Here is a 17111-nt window from a genome sequence, read left to right as displayed (position 1 = left end):
CTCCTTAAGACTTATTTAATAACCTTTATTCTTCCCCAGGGGAACAAATTTTTCCAATAACCATATGCATTCCCCAGGGGAACAAATTTTCCCAGTTTATCTATTAATTGATCTTGCTATCATTGAAACAGTATGACGAACACCACGAATGGCTTTACTCATAGCAAAAATATTTTCAAAAGGTGCAACTCCACCATAGCCTGCATCACCTATATGCTGAATATCTGCTCCACAAATTTTATTGCGTATTGCAATTTGTTTAATTGTGTCTTCATCAGAACTTTCTTGGCTAGTTCCAATGGCTGTTAGTACAAGTGCACCTTTACTATGTGCTGCTTTCACAACTTCCTTTAAATCCATATCATCAAAGCCTGGTACTGTTCCTACTGCTGGAACTAAAATAACATCAGCTCCTGCTTTAATAAAAGCTTCTATTGCTTTTATATCTGCAACCGGCTCATCAACTCCAGCTCCATGCATTTTTCCCGCAATAATTAATCCTGAAAAGTTTTCTTTTGCTAAGCTAATTGTCTTTTCAATTTGTGAATTTGTTACTCCAGTTCCTGGATTACCTGTGAAACAAACAAAATCCATACCAAGCTTTTCAATTTCCTTAATTGTTTCAAGATTAGCTTGTCTACCTTTGCTTATTGTTAATCGATCCTCTGACATATTTGCCTCTAAATCTACAGGTTCTAAATTTACTCCTATTGGTCGTCCTACTAAAGAGTGTAATTTATCTACAAAGTTTCCTCTTGCAGCATCTATTCCAAATATCTCTGGATTTAAAACATCTACACCATTAAGTAAAATTAAATCTGCTCCAAAAGCTCTAGCAATTTCAGAGTTTGTAATATCACCGATAAAGGATTCTCTAGGTGCCACATTCTCTGAAAGAATGGTTCTCCCTTCACTTGCTTTAATACTTTGTTTTAATTCTGCTGCGGTCATTTGCAATATCTCCGAAGCGTTTGCACTAATTAATCTTTTACCCATAATTACTCCTCCAAATTTTATCTTTTCATTTCTTTATCTTATTATTTTTTCATTTCTTTATATTAATATTTCTTTATATATTTCTTTATATATTTTTTGTATTTCTTTTTTATAAACTCCTTAATGAGTTTAATATTTTATTTTACATTTTTTATTATTAATTTTACATTGTGCAATAGCCTCTTACTATTAGTAGCATGCTATTATACTAATTCTTCAACTTCTTGTGATTCTAAAGCTAAGTTTTGCTTTTCTACTGATTTATAGAATAACCAATATATTAAAATATCAACAGCTATGCATACTACTTGAAGAACTGCTCCACTTATATGGCCTCCAGTTGTAAGGAATCCACTAATAATTGCTGGCATTGTCCATGAAACTGCAATTCCTGTTGTTTTAGCAACTAAACCTGTTGCCATAGCTGCATAGGATATTATAGCGTTAGCCATTGGTGCTAAAATAAATGGAATTAATAATGAAACATTCATAACTATTGGTAAACCAAACATTGCAGGCTCATTAATATTAAATAAACCTGGTGTTAAAGTTAAAGGTGCCATAGTTTTACTAATTTTACTTGCATTTTTCTTTCTAGCAATAATAGCAATTACTATTACTAAACCAAGTGTAGCTCCACCGCCACCCATATATACAAAGTTGTCCATAAATTGTGCTGTGATAATATTTGGTAAATGAGCTGCACTATCAGCTTGGAATATTAAACGGTTTGCATCTGAATTCATAAGCCATATTGGATTAAGAATACTATTTACAACGTTTCCACCATGAATACCAACAAACCAGAACATACTATTTAATAAAATTGCAATAATTGTTCCAAAAATATTATTTCCAATCAATCCTAATGGTACACCTAAGATTTTTCCTAATAAATCATGAATATTAGCAATACTCATCTTATCAAGTACTCCAAAAACAACTAACCATAAAGTAATAATTGCAGCTCCAGGAATTAAAGCACTAAAGCTTCTTGCAACTGCTGGTGGTACAGCATCTGGTAATTTAATTTGAATATTGTGCTTAATAAACCATTGGAATATTAAAGCAGAAATTATACCAAGAACCATAGCTACGAATAAACCTTTACTTCCCATGTAACCAACTGGAATTCCAGCACCATTTTCACCAGTTACAAAAGGTGTTACTACTATAAAAGAAGATAATGCAATAATACCTGCTGAGACACCATCAACTTTATGTTGACGTGCATAACTATAAGCAACACCAAAACTTGCAACTAATCCCATTAATCCAAAGCTACTATCAACACCCTTCCATAAATAAGAATCAACTCCTATGGTAGTTAACCAAGTAGTCTATGCCTCAATTGGAAAGCTTGCTATTACAAGGAATAAAGAGCCTATAATTATTAATGGCATACTTAATGTGATTCCATCACGTATTGCTATTAATACTTTGTTTGCACCTAATTTAGATGCAATTGGAAGCATTTTTTCTTCAAGAATTTGATTTAGATTTTTCATATTAACCTCTCCTCATTAAATAATTTTAAAAATAATCTCTATATCATTTAACTACAAAAACAAATATTCTGTGATTATTTATTATAAAACTTAAAATCTCTACTTAATTACAAGTCAGTAAAAATAGGTTTGTCACTAAATTCAAGTTCATTTATTAAGATGTTTTCAGTTTCAAATATGATAATCTCATTCTTTTCTTTAAGAAAACCAGATGGAAGATATAAATATTGTATAGGCCCCATAGACCAATACCTTCCAACATTAAAACCATTCACAAATATACAGCCCTTCCCGTATTTAGAACAGTCTATAAAAGTATCATGAATACTATCTAATTCAACAGTAAAATGATAAAACATTGGAGTTTCTACCTTATTTACAATATTTTCTTCAAATTTAATCTTAGCTACCATTTCCTCATTAAAGGATAATGGATATTGAGTCCATCCACTGTGGAAATGATTATTTATCATTACCCCACCTTTTATCCCTTTTCTTTGAGTAGGTGCATTTAGTTTATGTCCATAATTTACTCTTCCTAGATTTTCTACCAATATATCAATATTTATTATTGGGTTTTCACTGTTAAACTCAACTTCTGTACCTATTTCTTCTTTATATTGATTTGCTACAAACTTTTCATCAATATAAATACTACATCTATCAGCAGCATCAATAACTTTTAATTTCTCATTATGATTATAATTTTTGATATTAGATTTATATAACATATATCCGTAATTACAATTTAAATCTTCCATAGCCTGAGGATATACAGTATGGTTTTCCTCTGATATTTCAGAAACAATTTTCATTAAACTTACTGCCCCATCAACTTTGTACTTACCAAGATTCTTTTGTATTCTTATTCTTGGCTCTAATTGCTCTATATTAGGATAAAGTGATTTTATAACCTTTTTTAATTCATAATATTTATCTGTTGGATTACCCCATTCAGTTAATACAGCCTCATAATCATAAGAGGTAACCTGTGGTAAGTCATTATTTCCCCTTGCTGAACATCCATTCATAAATCCAAAATTTGTTCCACCTCTAAACATATAAAGATTTATACTTCCAATCTCCAGCATTTCCTTTACATCTTCTGCTAAATCAATTGCATCTCTACGAATAATCTCTTGACCCCATCTATTAAACCATCCATCCCAATATTCCATACACATAACAGGCCAATCCTTACCATTCTCTTTAAAGAAACCCTTAAGAATATCAGTATTTTCTTTTGACTTTGATCCAAAATTTCCAGCTACAAAAATATTATCTTCAATTAAAGCTCCTGAATCTAATGCCTCAAGCCATGTTCCATCTGAGGTGAAAAGGGGAACATCTACCCCATTTTCCCTCATTATTGATGCTACAATTTTTAAATATTCCTTCTCATTTCCATAAGAACCATATTCATTTTCAACTTGCATCATCAAAACTGGTCCACCATGAGTTATTTGATATTTAACTAATCTAGGTATCAATTCTTTATAATAATTTCTTAATTTGTCTATAAAGTTACTATCTGAACTTCTAAGTTTTATTCCTTTATCCTTTAAAAGCCATGCTGGAAGTCCACCAAATTCCCATTCAGCACATATATAAGGAGTTGGTCTTAAAATAACATATAACCCTATACTTTCAGCTATTTCTATAAACTTCTCTACATCATTAATTCCATGAAAATCAAAGTTTCCTTCATAAGGCTCATGGATATTCCAAGGAATATAAGTTTCTACTGTATTAAATCCTAGTGATTTTAAATTAAATAGTGTATCTTCCCATTGAGAAGGATGTATTCTAAAATAATGAATAGCTCCAGATAGAATTTTAAATTTATTATCATCTATATAAAACTCTTCTCTTATTTCAAACTTAGGCATTAAGCTCCTCCTTATCCGCCATCTTAACAAAAGGTAAATAAACTAAAATTGAAATTGCTAAATTCACTAATGATAATACAATTGCTCTCCAATCAAATCCTGTAGCGAAGAATCCATATAATACTGGTGGCATAACCCAAGTAACATTTTGAGTAACTGGTGCTACCCAGCCTAAGCTTGTTGCTAAATATGAAACTGTAGCCATTAAAGTAGGTGATAATAAAAATGGTATAAATAAAAGTGGATTCATTACTGTAGGAAGTCCAAACATAACAGGTTCTCCTATATTAAACAGAACTGGAGCTATACCTAATTTTGCAACTTCCTTATAATGACTATTTCTAGACTTCCAGAATATTACTATTAATAAACCTAAGGTTCCATACCATACAAAAGCCCCATAAGATACGCTTGTCCATAAATATGGAATTGGTTGATTATTTTGAAAAGCTTCCATATTAGCTAATAAGGTAACTCCAAATAATCCTTCCATAATTGGCGCCATAACGTTTCCACCATGAATACCAAAGAACCAGAATAATTGAGTTAAGAATGCAATAAATACAACTGCAAAGAAGCTTTGGGATAATCCTAATAATGGAGTTTGAAGAACTTTATATATCCAGTCAATTAATAATTGTCCAGTAATTTTATTAAATGCATATACAAATATACTTACAGTATATAAAGCAATAAAACCAGGAATTATTGACATAAAAGGTTTTGCAATGGCTGGTGGTACTGAATCTGGTAATTTTATAGTCCAATTTTTATTCATTAATTTACTAAAAATAATACAAGCTACAAAGCCAATAATTATTGCAGTAAAATATCCATTTGAATTAATTTGAGATCCTGGAATAATACCACTAACTGTAAAGGAGAGATTATTTCCCTCAACAGCTATATCTTTAATACCTTTAAAAAGTTCTGAAAGAGCTTGTCCATCTGCATTAGGTAATTGAATAGTTTTAGTAATAGAATTACTAATAGCTATTATAAAAGCTGAAAGAGCAACTATACCTGATGATAATGTATCTGTGTTATAGATTTTAGCTACGTTTACACCTAAAGAAAAAATAAATAATAACGATACTATAGCTAAACTTCCTCTAAATATTAAATTGTTTACATCTACGAACCAACTAAATGTTTGTGGAATTGAAGTATTTCCAAATTGTCCAGGTACATCTACTAAAAATGCATTTAATAATAATGCAATGGAACCAGTCATAACAACAGGCATAGTACCAATAAAAGAATCTCTAAGAGCTACTAATAATTTTTGATTACTTATTTTCGCAGCAATTGGTAGTAAATATTTTTCGATCATTTCCATCAACTTGTTCATGTTTTATCTCCTTTTCATTAAAACTACAAACTAAATACACATTACTTGTTATTAAACTTTATAAATTTTAAATTATTACTTCATCCTTAAGCTTAAATTATTTTTAATATATCCATTTAATCGTTTTCTTAAATTTCATGAATATCTTAATATAAATAAAAAAATTAATTATTTATCTATTTTTGAATAATTAACTTATTTAACAAATTAAGACTACATTTTACTCAAAAACCCTCCTTTTCTTATAATTTATAATTTATTTTGTACATATTTCTTTTTTTTATTCCATAATTAATAATAATTTATAATTTATTATGGTTAAAGTATAATTTATGAAAAATAATTTGTCAACAAATATATTGTATATTATTGAACTTTTTAATTATAATTTATAATCAATTCTTTTTTTAATATATTCTTACCTTAGCTATAATTCCCATATATTTATATAGTTACTAATCAATAATAATTTAAATTTTATCTTATTTGATATAATTAAATTTTTTATAATAAAATAATCTTATTTATTTTTAAATTATTATTAATGTTATATAATATTATTGTTGAAGGGAGAGTAATTATGAAACTTACAAAAAACCAGCAAAAGTTAAGATTTAAAATTTTAGATAAAATATACTCTAAGGGTCCTATTTCTAGAATTGATATTTCCAAAGAAACTGGAATTACACCTGCTACAGTTAGCGAAATTACTGGTAATATGATTCAAGAAAATATTATACATGAGCTTGGTGAAGTAGTACCTGAAGAAAGTAAATCTGGACGCAAAAAAATACTATTAGGCGTATCCCCTGAACATAGTTTTTACATAGGTACAGAGTTATCTCCAAAATATATATCCTTTTGTCTAGCTGATAATACAGGTAAAATCTTTAAGAAAAATATTATCTCATTAGATAATTCTAATTTTGAAGAAATAATAAGTGAAGATTTTTATATTAATGAATTAAAGAAATTTATAAACTCTTGTGAAGATTATAATCCAAAAGGAATTGGCATAGCCCTTCCTGGACATTTTGATGAAGTAAACAAATCAATTATAAGTAATAATTTATTTTGGAAGAATTTTAATCTTAAAGACTTATTGGATAAAATAGATCTACCAATTTGCTTTGAAAATAATGTTAAGTGTATGACACTAGCAGAAAGATTATTTACTTTTAATGGCACCGATGATAACTTTATCTTCTTCCATGTTGGTAGAGGAATGTTTTGTTCATATATGTACAATGGTGAACTCTATGCAAAAGATAATTTTCTTGTTGGAGAAATAGGACATATAATTGTACATCCTAATGGTGAACTATGTGAATGTGGAAAAAGAGGTTGTCTTCAAACCTATGGAAGTGAAGCTTGGATTATAAAAAAATCTCAAATACTATTTGATAATTCAGAAACTACATATTTAAAACAATTAGTATCTGAAAGAAATAAAATCAATATAGAAACTATATTAAAAGCTTATAAATTAGGTGACGAAGGAATTATAAAAATACTTCATTCTGCAATTAATTATCTTTCTATAACAATTAATAATTTATCTATGATGATTGATTCAAGTAAAATTATAATTCATGGGGAATTATTTAATGAAGATTTATTAAGAAACCTATTGGAAGAATTATTAAACCAAAATATTAACTTGCTTTCAAAAAATAAAAAGCAAGATATTATAATTAAAAGCTACAATAACTATAATGGTGCTTTAGCAGCTTCTGCTCTTTGTGTATCAAAGCTTTTAATTGATGGAATATAAATTGGAAAATAACTGGGCCCCAGGGGCATTATTATGCCCCTGGGGCCCAGTTATTTTCCAATTATGATATTTTCTTTTCAATATCCATTAAAAATTCCTTTATATCTTTATCTTCCTTAAAGGCACGATAAGGTAATAAAATTACTCCGTTACCCTTATATAAAATAACAAACATATTATTTATAGGAATTATCTTTGATACATCCTTGTAATTTATCTCTATATTATTACCTCTATCCTTAATAACAATATTCTTATCTCTAAATTCAGCTGTAATATTTTCAAAGGCCTTTATATTAACCCTTTCAAAAATACTTTCATTAAATTGTTTTCCTAGAATCCATTTCCAAATCCTTGGTACAGCAACAAATATCCAAAGAGTAATTAATAAAACTGATAGCAAAATATATTGCCATCTATTATATAATTTAAAGAAAATATCACTTACAATTATTAATGTTGGTATAGAAGTAGTTATCCATAGCTTTCTATTTTTACTTTCCTTAGAAAGTCCATATCTAAACCTTAAAAATTCTAAATACTCCTCTTTATTTATTGCAAACTGAAATACCCTGTTCTGAAATACACCGTCCATACTATTCACCTTTATAAACCTCTCTGCCCTTACAATATGTCCACATAACTTTAAAATCTGAATTTGTTATTACTAAGTCTGCATCTTTATTTACCTCAATAGACCCTTTATTATTATTTATACCTAACATTTTAGCTGGATTAATAGTTGCAGAATTAATTGCTGTTACTAAAGGAAGCTTAGCTTTTTTAATTAAATTATATATCCCCTCATTTATCTTTAATGATGATCCACAAAGATTACCTTCACTATTTACAAATTGACCATCATCAGTTCTTGTAATTCCTAGAGGTAATTCTCCCTTATACCCCTTTAATGGAAAAGCATCACTAACTAATATAAGCTTGTCCTTCCCCTTAAGCCTACCTAGTACTCTAACAGCTTCCCAGGAAACATGCCTACCATCTCCAATAATTTCGGCGTATAGATCATCTATATCCATAGCTGCACCTATTACCCCAACTTCTCTATGATGAAATCTAGGACAACCATTATAAGTATGAGTTATAGATACAGCTCCATGATTCATAGCATCTTTTACAGTCTTATAAGTAGAATTACTATGTCCAACACTTACCCTTATACCTTTGCTACTTGCATATTCACAAACTTTAAAACCTTCATCCTCTTCTGGTGCAATACATATAAGCTTTAAATTATTATTAGAAGCCTCAATATATCTTTTAAGAACATCTATAGAAGGCTTTACTATAAAATCCTTACACTGAGCCCCTCTAGTCTTTTCCGAAATAAAATTCCCCTCCATATATGTTCCTAAAATCTCTGCCCCCTCACTATTACTCATAGCAGTAACTATATTTTTATATGCTTTTATATTATCAGCTTCAGATTGAGTTTCAACTGCTGGTAAAAATGAAGTAACTCCTTCCTCTGGTAAATATCTTTTCCACTTAACTAATTCCTCTGATGATGATTTTGATGCACTTATTCCTCCATAACCATGACTATGTATATCAATAAAGCCTGGAAGAATATAATTTTCTCCATAATCAACATCCGGAGCTTCTTTATTATATTCTTGAATCTTAATAATTTTATCTCCTTCAATTGTTAATTGAGCTGCTACAAAATCCTCATGTAGCCATACATTTTCACTTTGTATTATCATAGATTTCACCCCAATATTAATAATGTAAAATGTAGAATGTAGAATTGAGGTGGAAACTCCTTTCGGAGTTTCATTTTTAATTATTAATTAATAAATTAATTAATAATTGCCTCAATATCTTATACTCTGCATTCTACTTTAAATCTCTACATTAATACTTTTAATAGTCTTATTTGTTAATTTGCCCTTTTAATAATTTCATTTCTTTATTTATGTTTTTGATATTCTAAATTGAAATTAACGAACCTATTAGTTATTAGGTGTGGCCTTGTTACTGCTGTTCCTATTGTTACCATATCTGCTCCTGAATCAAGAGCACTTTTTAAATCCGCAAGCTCCCATATTCTTCCTTCACAGTTAATAGGTAAATCCACTTTTTTCTTTAATTCTTCCAAAAGTTCTAGGTCTGGACCATCCTTATGATTTCCTAAAGATTCTAAAGTGTAACCTGATAAAGTTGTAGATATTATATCTACAAGTCCTGTTTCAGCTACTTTAATACCTTCATTTAAAGTAGCTAAATCAGCCATTATTGCAATTTCAGGATATCTATCTCTAATTTTATTTAGCAAATTACAAAGTTCATCAAAGCCACGACTTTCACGAATTGTGCAATCTATACCTAGTATATCTGCTCCCGCTTCTATTACTTCAGCAGCAGACTCAAAAGTTGGAGTGATAAACACATTAGTTAATGGATCTTTATCACTTATAACTTTATTTATACCAACTATAGGTAAATCCGTTATGCTTCTTATTGCTTTAATATCTTGTGGCCAACATGCTCTTATCCCATTTGCTCCTCCCACAATTGCAGATTCAGCCATTTTCTTCATATAATCCGCACCATAAAGAGGCGTGTCCTCATAAGCCTGACAAGAAATAATAATTCCATTTTGTAACTTTCTTACTGATTCCTTCATTTTAGACTCCTCTCACAATTACCCAATGTTTATAATCCTTACTTTTATAAGATAAGTATCTTAGTAAAGTAACCAACTATAGATATAATTAAGAATAATAGCATCATTTTACCAACTGACCATTTCTTATTAACCATTAGATGATAAGTTATAAATGCCATAATCAAAACTGGAAGTTTAGGGAATAAGCCTTCAAGAATTTCCCCAACATTTACTGTCATTTCACCTGAACTATAAACCAATCCAACTTTAACACTTGCATAAGATGCTGTAATAGCACCAACAGTAACTAATCCAACAATTTCTGCTGCATTTGTTACTTTGTCTTTAATACCACTTTCTAATACTGTTTGAGCTGCATTTGCACCTGCTTTAGCCCCATAAGAGAACAAGAACCAAGTAAGAGGGAACATAATTCCTAAAAATGCTATAACATAGAACAATGGTCCTATAATTTCGCCATTTTTACATAATCCCATTCCTATGGAAAGTAATATTGGTATTAATGTACCTGGAAGAAGTGAGTCTCCAATTCCAGCGAAAGGTCCCATAAGAGCTGTTTTAATAGAGTTAATAAATTCTTCATCTACATCTCCACCAGAAGCCTTTTCAGCTTCCATACCAAGAACTATACCTGGTACTATACAACCAAGATATGGTTCTGTATTAAAGAATATTGTATGTCTTTGCAACATTTCTTGTTGAGCCTTTTTGTCATTAGGATATAGCTCGTCCTTAACTTGTCCTAACATTCTAATTATTCCTGGACCTTCCATTCTTTCAAAGTTTTGAACTGAAAGATTAAAGAACATCCAATCCCAATAAGCCTTCTTTATTACTTTTTTTGATAATTTATTTTTTTCTTCAGCCATTATAAGGACACCTCCTTATTATTATTTGCTTTATATAATACATAAGCTAATAATGCTCCTAAAATAACAATTGATATCATATCTAAATTCATAACTGCTACTAAGAAGAAACCAAATACGAAGTAGATTAAATCGAATTTCTTCTTTACTATCATCTTTAATAGAAGAGTGAAACCTATTAAAGGTAGCATTGGTGCAAACATTTGAAGTATATTTGTTAACCACTCTGGCATTATGTTAATCATTTTAGTAGCAAAATCTGCTCCAAAATAATTAATAAGGAAGATTGGGAAAAATCTAATAACAAAGTTTGTAATTTGTCCAACTACAGGTATGTTTATTGCTTTATCCAGCTTTCCAGCATCTATTAATGCATCCTGCCTGTGAACAAAATATAAGTTAATAGCAACAGTTGTATATACTGCAGCTACTCCTAAAAGACTTAGTGGTACTGAAATTGCAAGAGCATATTCTGTTCCTGCTCCAGCCACTAATGCTAATGGAATTCCTATCCATGCAGCAAAGTTAACATCTGATGGCATTGATCCACCTGGAGTAACAAGTCCAATATATAAAGATTGTATTGCTGCTCCTAAAATAATACCAGTTTTAACATCACCTAAAATAAGTCCTATAACCATACCAGAAACTAAAGGTCTTCCTAGTGTATACCATCCACCTAGTCCTCCAACAAGAACAGGGGAATATATAGAACTCATCCATCCTAATAATCCAATTATTAAAGCTTGAAGTAAGGTCATTTTTATTCCTCCCTTTTTGTTTAAAATTTAATTTAAAATTTATCTTTAACTTCATCCCATTCAACGGTTTTTTGTGAAGGTACTTGTCTAAAATAAACATGGACACCTTCTTCTGTCAATTCCTTAATTGCATCCGCCTCTTGAGGAAGCAAATGGGCTGTTGGCGTAGCAGAAGTTGTTCCTCTTCTATTACTCATAGGTCCAATATTAAGTTCCAATGGAAGATTAGCAACTTCCTTTCTTAAATCCCTATAAACTATAGGGCTCTTCATAAGTAATAAAGTTCTTTCATTATTATTCATTGCCTCTGTAATTTCTTGAACTGAATCCTTTATAGTATAAACATTGCCCTTTATTTCTGGTGGCATTGCTTTTTGAAATACTGTTTTTAAAATTGAATTTTTAGCAGTAAAATCATCAACAACTAATATTCTTTCAATATCGTACTCCTTAATAATTACTGTCATACATTGTCCATGAATTAATCTATCATCACAACGAACTAGTGTTAACATATGTCTCTCCCCCTATTCAAACATTTCTCTCATTCCAACGATTTTCATATTATCTTTAGATTTTTCAAGACTTTCTTTTAAAAGCAAGTCATAATCTTCTGAAAAATCTCTTGCTACTACTAGTTCTAATAATAGCCCTAAATTTACACCTGCTATAACTTTTGTATCAAAATTTGCTAAAGCCGCTGCCGATGCATTAAATGGAGTAGCCCCATATAGGTCTACAAGAAAAACATATTTTTCTCCCTTTTCCTCGTACTCTTCAGCAATCTTTTTTAATTTATTGCTATATTCCATCATGTCATCTCCTTCAAGAAATGGCATAACATAAAGATCCTTTGGCTCATTCCCTAAAATCATTGTAACGGAATCCTTTAACCCCATAGCCAAATTAGAATGAGTACAGATAATAATTTTAAGCAAATTCTCACGTCCCTTCTTGTAACAATCTAAATTGTAAATTTATATTTTAAATTTCTGAGAATATATTTACACCTCCTTAAAAACAAAATTATTGTAAAAAGATACTTTTTTGTACTGTTTTTACAATTAATTCAATATTTATACTATTATGTACTCCTATTTTTTATAATATTCAAACTTTTTCTTTACTTTTTTTAAATATATTATAATCATTTTTTATACTGATTTTAAGCTAAGCAAATAATATAAGGAGCTTTAATAAAAAAGCTCCTTATATTATTTAATCTATTAATCTTTTATTATAATGTCTTCATCCAATCAGCTATATATGGAGAGATAACATCATAGCCCTTTCCCCCTATATGGACTTCCCCTAAATCACAATCATATAAACATTCAGATGTATCCATTTTTAAAATATCGTAACTATAAGATAAAAGCTTTCCATTTACCTCTACTTTACCCTCAAATAAATCTATATATGGGATACTCCACTTTTCACAGATTTTTTTTGCCATATTAAAATAATAACTCATATCCTTTGTTTCTCCCCCCCAATTAGAATTTGGAGTGGCATAATTTACAATATATCCAATCTTTGCTCCATAGAAGCATTTATATGTATAACAAAACAATTCCTCTAGACCCCCTGCAAAGGTACTATTATTAAATTTTCTCACATTAAATGAACTAGTAATATTCCCAATTGGTGCACTATCCATAGCATCATTTACTCCACCATGTAAGATAACATAATCATATTTATGACTTCTGCTATTAATAATTTGAGTTACAATTTGATTACTTCCTCTTATATTTGATACTGAGGCAGCATTAATACCTGCGTTTTTCCATATCATTTTATTTTCTCTTCCTATTCGTCCTGCCCATCCAGACTTTTTATAATTATCCTTAGCAGCATTTGTTATGCTATCACCAACAAATAAAGCATGTTGTCCTTTTAAAGGATTTTTTAATTCTATAGATTCATCTTCATATAACCTCATTATATAACCTCCTTTCTATGAGAAAAAAGACCAAAGCCAATTGGGCCTTGATCTTTTAGGGGATTTTATGGGTGCACATAACGTTCTACAAAAATAATATCATAAATAATCAGAATTTTCAATATTTTTATACAATTTTATATTTATTTCAAATCAAAAACCCTTAGCAAAATTAATAATAATTTAACTAAGGGCATATATTAAGTGTAGATTTATATATTATTTAAATACTAAAATTTAAATTCTGTTGTATCTTTAATAACTATTTTAGCTCCTTGCTTTTCAGATAAATCACCAGACTTAGTTCTAATAAGCTTTTTATCTATTACAGCATCCATAATATTTACTATAGCTGCATTATCAACATTTTCCTTTATATCTTTAACAGCCAATGTATGCTTATTACCAGCTTCATCCTTAAAACTCATACTTGCAGTTCTTTGAATCATTGCATGTCCTCCTTCCTACAATAGTAATTTTTAATTGCTTTACTAAGGTTACTTACTAAAATTAAGTTTCCTATAATTACCTTACTAAAGATTTCTTAATAAAATTTCTTTACTAATAACCTAAAGATAATACTATCCTCTAGTTACTACATAAGTTTGTTCCTTCTTTATAGAAGTAATGTCATACTCTAGAATTCCTCCTATAGCATCAGCTAATACAACTAAATCTTCATCTGTTGCCTTTGCTGAAATGTTCTTAAAGTTTTGTCCTTTAAAAACGTCATTTCCTTTAGAGTCAACTCCTATTTGGTAGCTTACTGCTAAAGAATTTCCAACTAATACTGAACTTGCTGCCATCTTTATCACCTCCTCATATCTTATATACGCAGGTGATTCTTAATTTTTAAAAAATTGTAAAAAAATTGGTCCCCAGGGGCGGCAATGCCACCCCTGGGGACCAGTTTTTTACAAATCATTTTCTTTTTATAGTTAAAATACCTCCAATACCTAGTAATGAAAGTCCAGCAATTAAACTAAACATTGGGTTATTTCCACCTGTTTCAGGTAGATTATTATACCCGTTTTCATTATTGCTTCCTTCTTGGCTAGTATTATTTGGAGCTTGTCCATCGCTACTTCCTATATTTTCTCCATCACTATTTCCTGGAGTTTCTCCTTCATTGTTATCTACTTCTTCTGTACCCAGTAAATTTGAATTTACTGATAAGAAGTAATCACTACAATGATCTATTTCTAGGATAGCATATCCATCTCTATCTACAAAAATATTATTACTAATCTTTTCTACTTCCTTAGTCTCAGGATTGTAATAATATAAGGTTAATTTCTTACCTATAAGTTCTTCATTATTGACCTTTACCTTTACTAAAGCTTTTCCTGGTAAATGTCCATGATGATCAAATTTTATAAATATAGCATCCTTAGTTAGACTTTCAATAGCATTTTTTGCCTCTTCTGTTGGACTATTACTTACTGATAATTTAATTGAAGCTATATTTTCATTAATTATATCCTTGCCCTTAAAGGTCCATATTGCTCCATCCCTTAACACAAAGGTTATTATTTTATCAGTTCCAGCAATAGCATTAAAAATCTCCTTATCAACTACTTTATCATTATTATTTAAAAGTAAAGTTATATTATTTTCCTCTGAAGCTTTAATTCCTTCAATAACATCATTTATATCCGTATAATCATCAATTACTCTATCTTCATTTGAAACGTGAATATGCTTATTAACATCTATTCTATTTTTATTTCCTGCATAATCAATTGCTTCTATATATTCAATATTTAAATCCTTAAAATACATATACTCTTCTGTTTTAATTACTAAAATATATTTATCACTGCTTCCATCATATTTAGAAAAGCTATAGGTAAAACTCTTTTCTCCTGAATTTATTTTAGCAGTTATTTCGTCTATACCTGATATATTATCTGTTGCATTTAAAGTAATTTGTAATTTATCCTGCAAATTAAGCTTATCTTTACTATATTCTATATTTGATATCACTGGTGCTTCCATATCAACTCGTCCATCATTGGTTAAAACATAAGCTGATACTTCTTGATTAAAATCAGCATAATTATATGCATTATCAGCTACTCTTAAATTAGATAAGGTAATTTTGCTTCCTTCCATATCTTCACTTATGTATATTTCATTAGTATATTTTTTTAGTTCTTCATTATATTGTAATAATAAAGATTTTGTATATATACCTATTTTTACATAGGCTTCAATGAACTGTATTCCAGATTCATTGTCGTATGCATCTACATATAGCTTAAGAGTATCACCAGTTTTATAATATTCCTTATCAAACTTAATGGAATTGATTACAGGCTTTATATCATCCTTATTTCCATTTCCATCAACTACACTAACATTTATTAATTCTTGTGAATAGCTGCTTTTATCAGATTTATCAATAACAGCAATATTAGTTATACCTATTGTCTTATTTATTAAATCCTCTGTTATTTCAAAGTAGCCCATATATAACTTCTTAGCTTCATCATATGAAAACTTCAGTTCATTATATTTTCCATTTATAAATACTGAACCTGACACTTGTGAAATTCCTGAAACATCATCAGTTGCATCTACTGAAACCTCTAAGGTTTCCCCTACTTGAATTTCAGTCTTATTAACATTTATTGAATTAATTACAGGTGCCACTTTATCTGTTATTCCATTTTCATCTGCTACTATAACAGATAGTTTTGGATGATATTGCATACTACTCTCATTCTCATTACGAATTTCTATTGCAAGTAAGTTAAGAGTTTTATATCTAAAGCTTTCTTCAATCTTTATTTCTGCAGTATATAACTTTAATTCTTCACTATATTTTAACTCATATTCTAAGTTATTTTGTGGAAACCATAGTTGTGCATATACTCTACTTCCTTCATGTAGATTTTCTATATTTGCAAGTAGCTCTAAGGTATCTCCAACATTCACTTCACTCTTATTGAAACGAACATTTTCTACCTTTGTTTCATCTTCCACTATAACTTCATCATTATTATCTGTTACTATAACCTCGTTACTAACATCTGCATATGTAATGATAGGACTAATACATAATTGCATTACCAAGAGCATTGATGTTAATAAAGAAATAATTGATTTTTTATTTTTCATCATAATACCTCCTAATACCATATGTTTTTTTATATAATTTTTAAAGTTATACACAATAATGTTACTTTTATTTACATCTATTATATTGTACCATATTTAACCTTAATTAGTAAAATTATAATTTTAATTTTATTTAAAATTAAATTTAAATTTATCTAATAACTATTCAATATAAGTTTTAATAAAAAAATCAAAAATTTATTAATAATTAAATTATATAAAATATTTAAGCCCCAGAAAATTTT

At 29.2% G+C, this 17111-nt stretch carries 17 protein-coding genes; 1 reads left to right on the top strand and 16 read right to left on the bottom strand.

Features of this window, described 5'->3' with window-relative positions; translation table 11 throughout:
• Positions 1–96: 96 nt before the first annotated feature.
• The 5 genes from ACFYH6_RS03725 to ACFYH6_RS03705 all read right to left on the bottom strand — a co-directional run bounded on the left by ACFYH6_RS03725 (position 97) and on the right by ACFYH6_RS03705 (position 5744).
• Positions 97–996: a haloacid dehalogenase-like hydrolase gene (locus ACFYH6_RS03725; protein WP_316343184.1), complete on the bottom strand. Its 900-nt coding sequence runs from the start codon at positions 994–996 to the stop codon at positions 97–99.
• Positions 997–1199: 203 nt separating this feature from the next.
• Complete coding sequence (locus tag ACFYH6_RS03720) at positions 1200–2318, bottom strand: PTS sugar transporter subunit IIC (RefSeq protein ID WP_416179234.1); 1119 nt, start codon at positions 2316–2318, stop codon at positions 1200–1202.
• 18 nt (positions 2319–2336) lie between these two features.
• Complete coding sequence (locus tag ACFYH6_RS03715; protein WP_416179038.1) at positions 2337–2504, bottom strand: hypothetical protein; 168 nt, start codon at positions 2502–2504, stop codon at positions 2337–2339.
• Positions 2505–2611: 107 nt separating this feature from the next.
• Positions 2612–4393, bottom strand: coding sequence for a glycoside hydrolase family 35 protein (locus tag ACFYH6_RS03710; protein WP_416179039.1), 1782 nt, complete (start codon positions 4391–4393; stop codon positions 2612–2614).
• Positions 4386–5744, bottom strand: coding sequence for a PTS sugar transporter subunit IIC (locus tag ACFYH6_RS03705; RefSeq protein ID WP_316343187.1), 1359 nt, complete (start codon positions 5742–5744; stop codon positions 4386–4388). The genes ACFYH6_RS03710 and ACFYH6_RS03705 overlap by 8 nt, the downstream gene beginning before the upstream one ends.
• 580 nt (positions 5745–6324) lie before the next feature.
• On the opposite strand from ACFYH6_RS03705, the gene ACFYH6_RS03700 reads away from it, so the two are divergent.
• On the top strand, positions 6325–7518 hold the full coding sequence (locus ACFYH6_RS03700) for an ROK family transcriptional regulator (protein WP_416179040.1): 1194 nt from the start codon (positions 6325–6327) through the stop codon (positions 7516–7518).
• 61 nt (positions 7519–7579) lie between these two features.
• Here ACFYH6_RS03700 and ACFYH6_RS03695 read toward each other — a convergent pair whose 3' ends face one another.
• The 11 genes from ACFYH6_RS03695 to ACFYH6_RS03645 all read right to left on the bottom strand — a co-directional run bounded on the left by ACFYH6_RS03695 (position 7580) and on the right by ACFYH6_RS03645 (position 16866).
• Positions 7580–8113 (bottom strand): YcxB family protein, encoded by a 534-nt coding sequence (locus ACFYH6_RS03695; protein WP_416179041.1) that lies wholly within the window; start codon positions 8111–8113, stop codon positions 7580–7582.
• A 1-nt stretch (position 8114) separates the two neighbouring features.
• Positions 8115–9242, bottom strand: a complete 1128-nt coding sequence (gene nagA, locus ACFYH6_RS03690; RefSeq protein ID WP_416179042.1) for an N-acetylglucosamine-6-phosphate deacetylase — start codon at positions 9240–9242, stop codon at positions 8115–8117.
• A gap of 206 nt (positions 9243–9448) precedes the next feature.
• A complete protein-coding gene (locus ACFYH6_RS03685; protein WP_416179043.1) occupies positions 9449–10165 on the bottom strand; it encodes an N-acetylmannosamine-6-phosphate 2-epimerase in 717 nt (238 codons plus the stop codon).
• 44 nt (positions 10166–10209) lie between these two features.
• Complete coding sequence (locus ACFYH6_RS03680; RefSeq protein WP_416179044.1) at positions 10210–11037, bottom strand: PTS system mannose/fructose/sorbose family transporter subunit IID; 828 nt, start codon at positions 11035–11037, stop codon at positions 10210–10212.
• Complete coding sequence (locus ACFYH6_RS03675) at positions 11037–11798, bottom strand: PTS mannose/fructose/sorbose/N-acetylgalactosamine transporter subunit IIC (protein ID WP_416179045.1); 762 nt, start codon at positions 11796–11798, stop codon at positions 11037–11039. The genes ACFYH6_RS03680 and ACFYH6_RS03675 overlap by 1 nt, the downstream gene beginning before the upstream one ends.
• Positions 11799–11830: 32 nt before the next feature.
• Entirely contained in the window at positions 11831–12313 is a 483-nt protein-coding gene (locus ACFYH6_RS03670; RefSeq protein WP_416179046.1) for a PTS system mannose/fructose/N-acetylgalactosamine-transporter subunit IIB, read from the bottom strand.
• A gap of 12 nt (positions 12314–12325) precedes the next feature.
• Positions 12326–12736, bottom strand: coding sequence for a PTS sugar transporter subunit IIA (locus ACFYH6_RS03665; protein WP_416179047.1), 411 nt, complete (start codon positions 12734–12736; stop codon positions 12326–12328).
• Between the two features lie 299 nt (positions 12737–13035).
• Positions 13036–13743 (bottom strand): SGNH/GDSL hydrolase family protein, encoded by a 708-nt coding sequence (locus tag ACFYH6_RS03660; protein ID WP_416179048.1) that lies wholly within the window; start codon positions 13741–13743, stop codon positions 13036–13038.
• A 230-nt stretch (positions 13744–13973) separates the two neighbouring features.
• Complete coding sequence (locus ACFYH6_RS03655; protein ID WP_416179049.1) at positions 13974–14192, bottom strand: DUF2922 domain-containing protein; 219 nt, start codon at positions 14190–14192, stop codon at positions 13974–13976.
• 132 nt (positions 14193–14324) lie between these two features.
• Positions 14325–14549 carry a DUF1659 domain-containing protein gene (locus tag ACFYH6_RS03650; RefSeq protein ID WP_416179050.1) on the bottom strand — a complete coding sequence of 75 codons (225 nt, stop codon included), beginning with the start codon at positions 14547–14549 and terminating at the stop codon, positions 14325–14327.
• A 115-nt stretch (positions 14550–14664) separates the two neighbouring features.
• The gene (locus ACFYH6_RS03645; RefSeq protein WP_416179051.1) at positions 14665–16866 is read right to left on the bottom strand and encodes an LPXTG cell wall anchor domain-containing protein; all 2202 of its coding nucleotides are present in this window, start codon (positions 16864–16866) and stop codon (positions 14665–14667) included.
• Positions 16867–17111: the final 245 nt, after the last annotated feature.

Source organism: Clostridium sp. HCS.1, assembly GCF_047900555.1.
Classification (GTDB): Bacteria; Bacillota; Clostridia; order Clostridiales; family Clostridiaceae; genus Clostridium.
Note: the sequence above shows the minus strand (reverse complement) of the source record. Positions and strands in the feature narration are given on the sequence as shown.

Coding starts and splice junctions, on each gene's coding strand:
- ACFYH6_RS03710 (WP_416179039.1), bottom strand. CDS start 4,393: ATGCCTAAGTTTGAAATAAGAGAAGAGTTTTATATAGATGATAATAAA.
- ACFYH6_RS03685 (WP_416179043.1), bottom strand. CDS start 10,165: ATGAAGGAATCAGTAAGAAAGTTACAAAATGGAATTATTATTTCTTGT.
- ACFYH6_RS03700 (WP_416179040.1), top strand. CDS start 6,325: ATGAAACTTACAAAAAACCAGCAAAAGTTAAGATTTAAAATTTTAGAT.
- ACFYH6_RS03725 (WP_316343184.1), bottom strand. CDS start 996: ATGGGTAAAAGATTAATTAGTGCAAACGCTTCGGAGATATTGCAAATG.
- ACFYH6_RS03670 (WP_416179046.1), bottom strand. CDS start 12,313: ATGTTAACACTAGTTCGTTGTGATGATAGATTAATTCATGGACAATGT.
- ACFYH6_RS03645 (WP_416179051.1), bottom strand. CDS start 16,866: ATGAAAAATAAAAAATCAATTATTTCTTTATTAACATCAATGCTCTTG.
- ACFYH6_RS03705 (WP_316343187.1), bottom strand. CDS start 5,744: ATGAACAAGTTGATGGAAATGATCGAAAAATATTTACTACCAATTGCT.
- ACFYH6_RS03675 (WP_416179045.1), bottom strand. CDS start 11,798: ATGACCTTACTTCAAGCTTTAATAATTGGATTATTAGGATGGATGAGT.
- ACFYH6_RS03715 (WP_416179038.1), bottom strand. CDS start 2,504: ATGAAAAATCTAAATCAAATTCTTGAAGAAAAAATGCTTCCAATTGCA.
- ACFYH6_RS03650 (WP_416179050.1), bottom strand. CDS start 14,549: ATGGCAGCAAGTTCAGTATTAGTTGGAAATTCTTTAGCAGTAAGCTAC.
- ACFYH6_RS03660 (WP_416179048.1), bottom strand. CDS start 13,743: ATGAGGTTATATGAAGATGAATCTATAGAATTAAAAAATCCTTTAAAA.
- ACFYH6_RS03655 (WP_416179049.1), bottom strand. CDS start 14,192: ATGATTCAAAGAACTGCAAGTATGAGTTTTAAGGATGAAGCTGGTAAT.
- nagA (WP_416179042.1), bottom strand. CDS start 9,242: ATGATAATACAAAGTGAAAATGTATGGCTACATGAGGATTTTGTAGCA.
- ACFYH6_RS03695 (WP_416179041.1), bottom strand. CDS start 8,113: ATGGACGGTGTATTTCAGAACAGGGTATTTCAGTTTGCAATAAATAAA.
- ACFYH6_RS03680 (WP_416179044.1), bottom strand. CDS start 11,037: ATGGCTGAAGAAAAAAATAAATTATCAAAAAAAGTAATAAAGAAGGCT.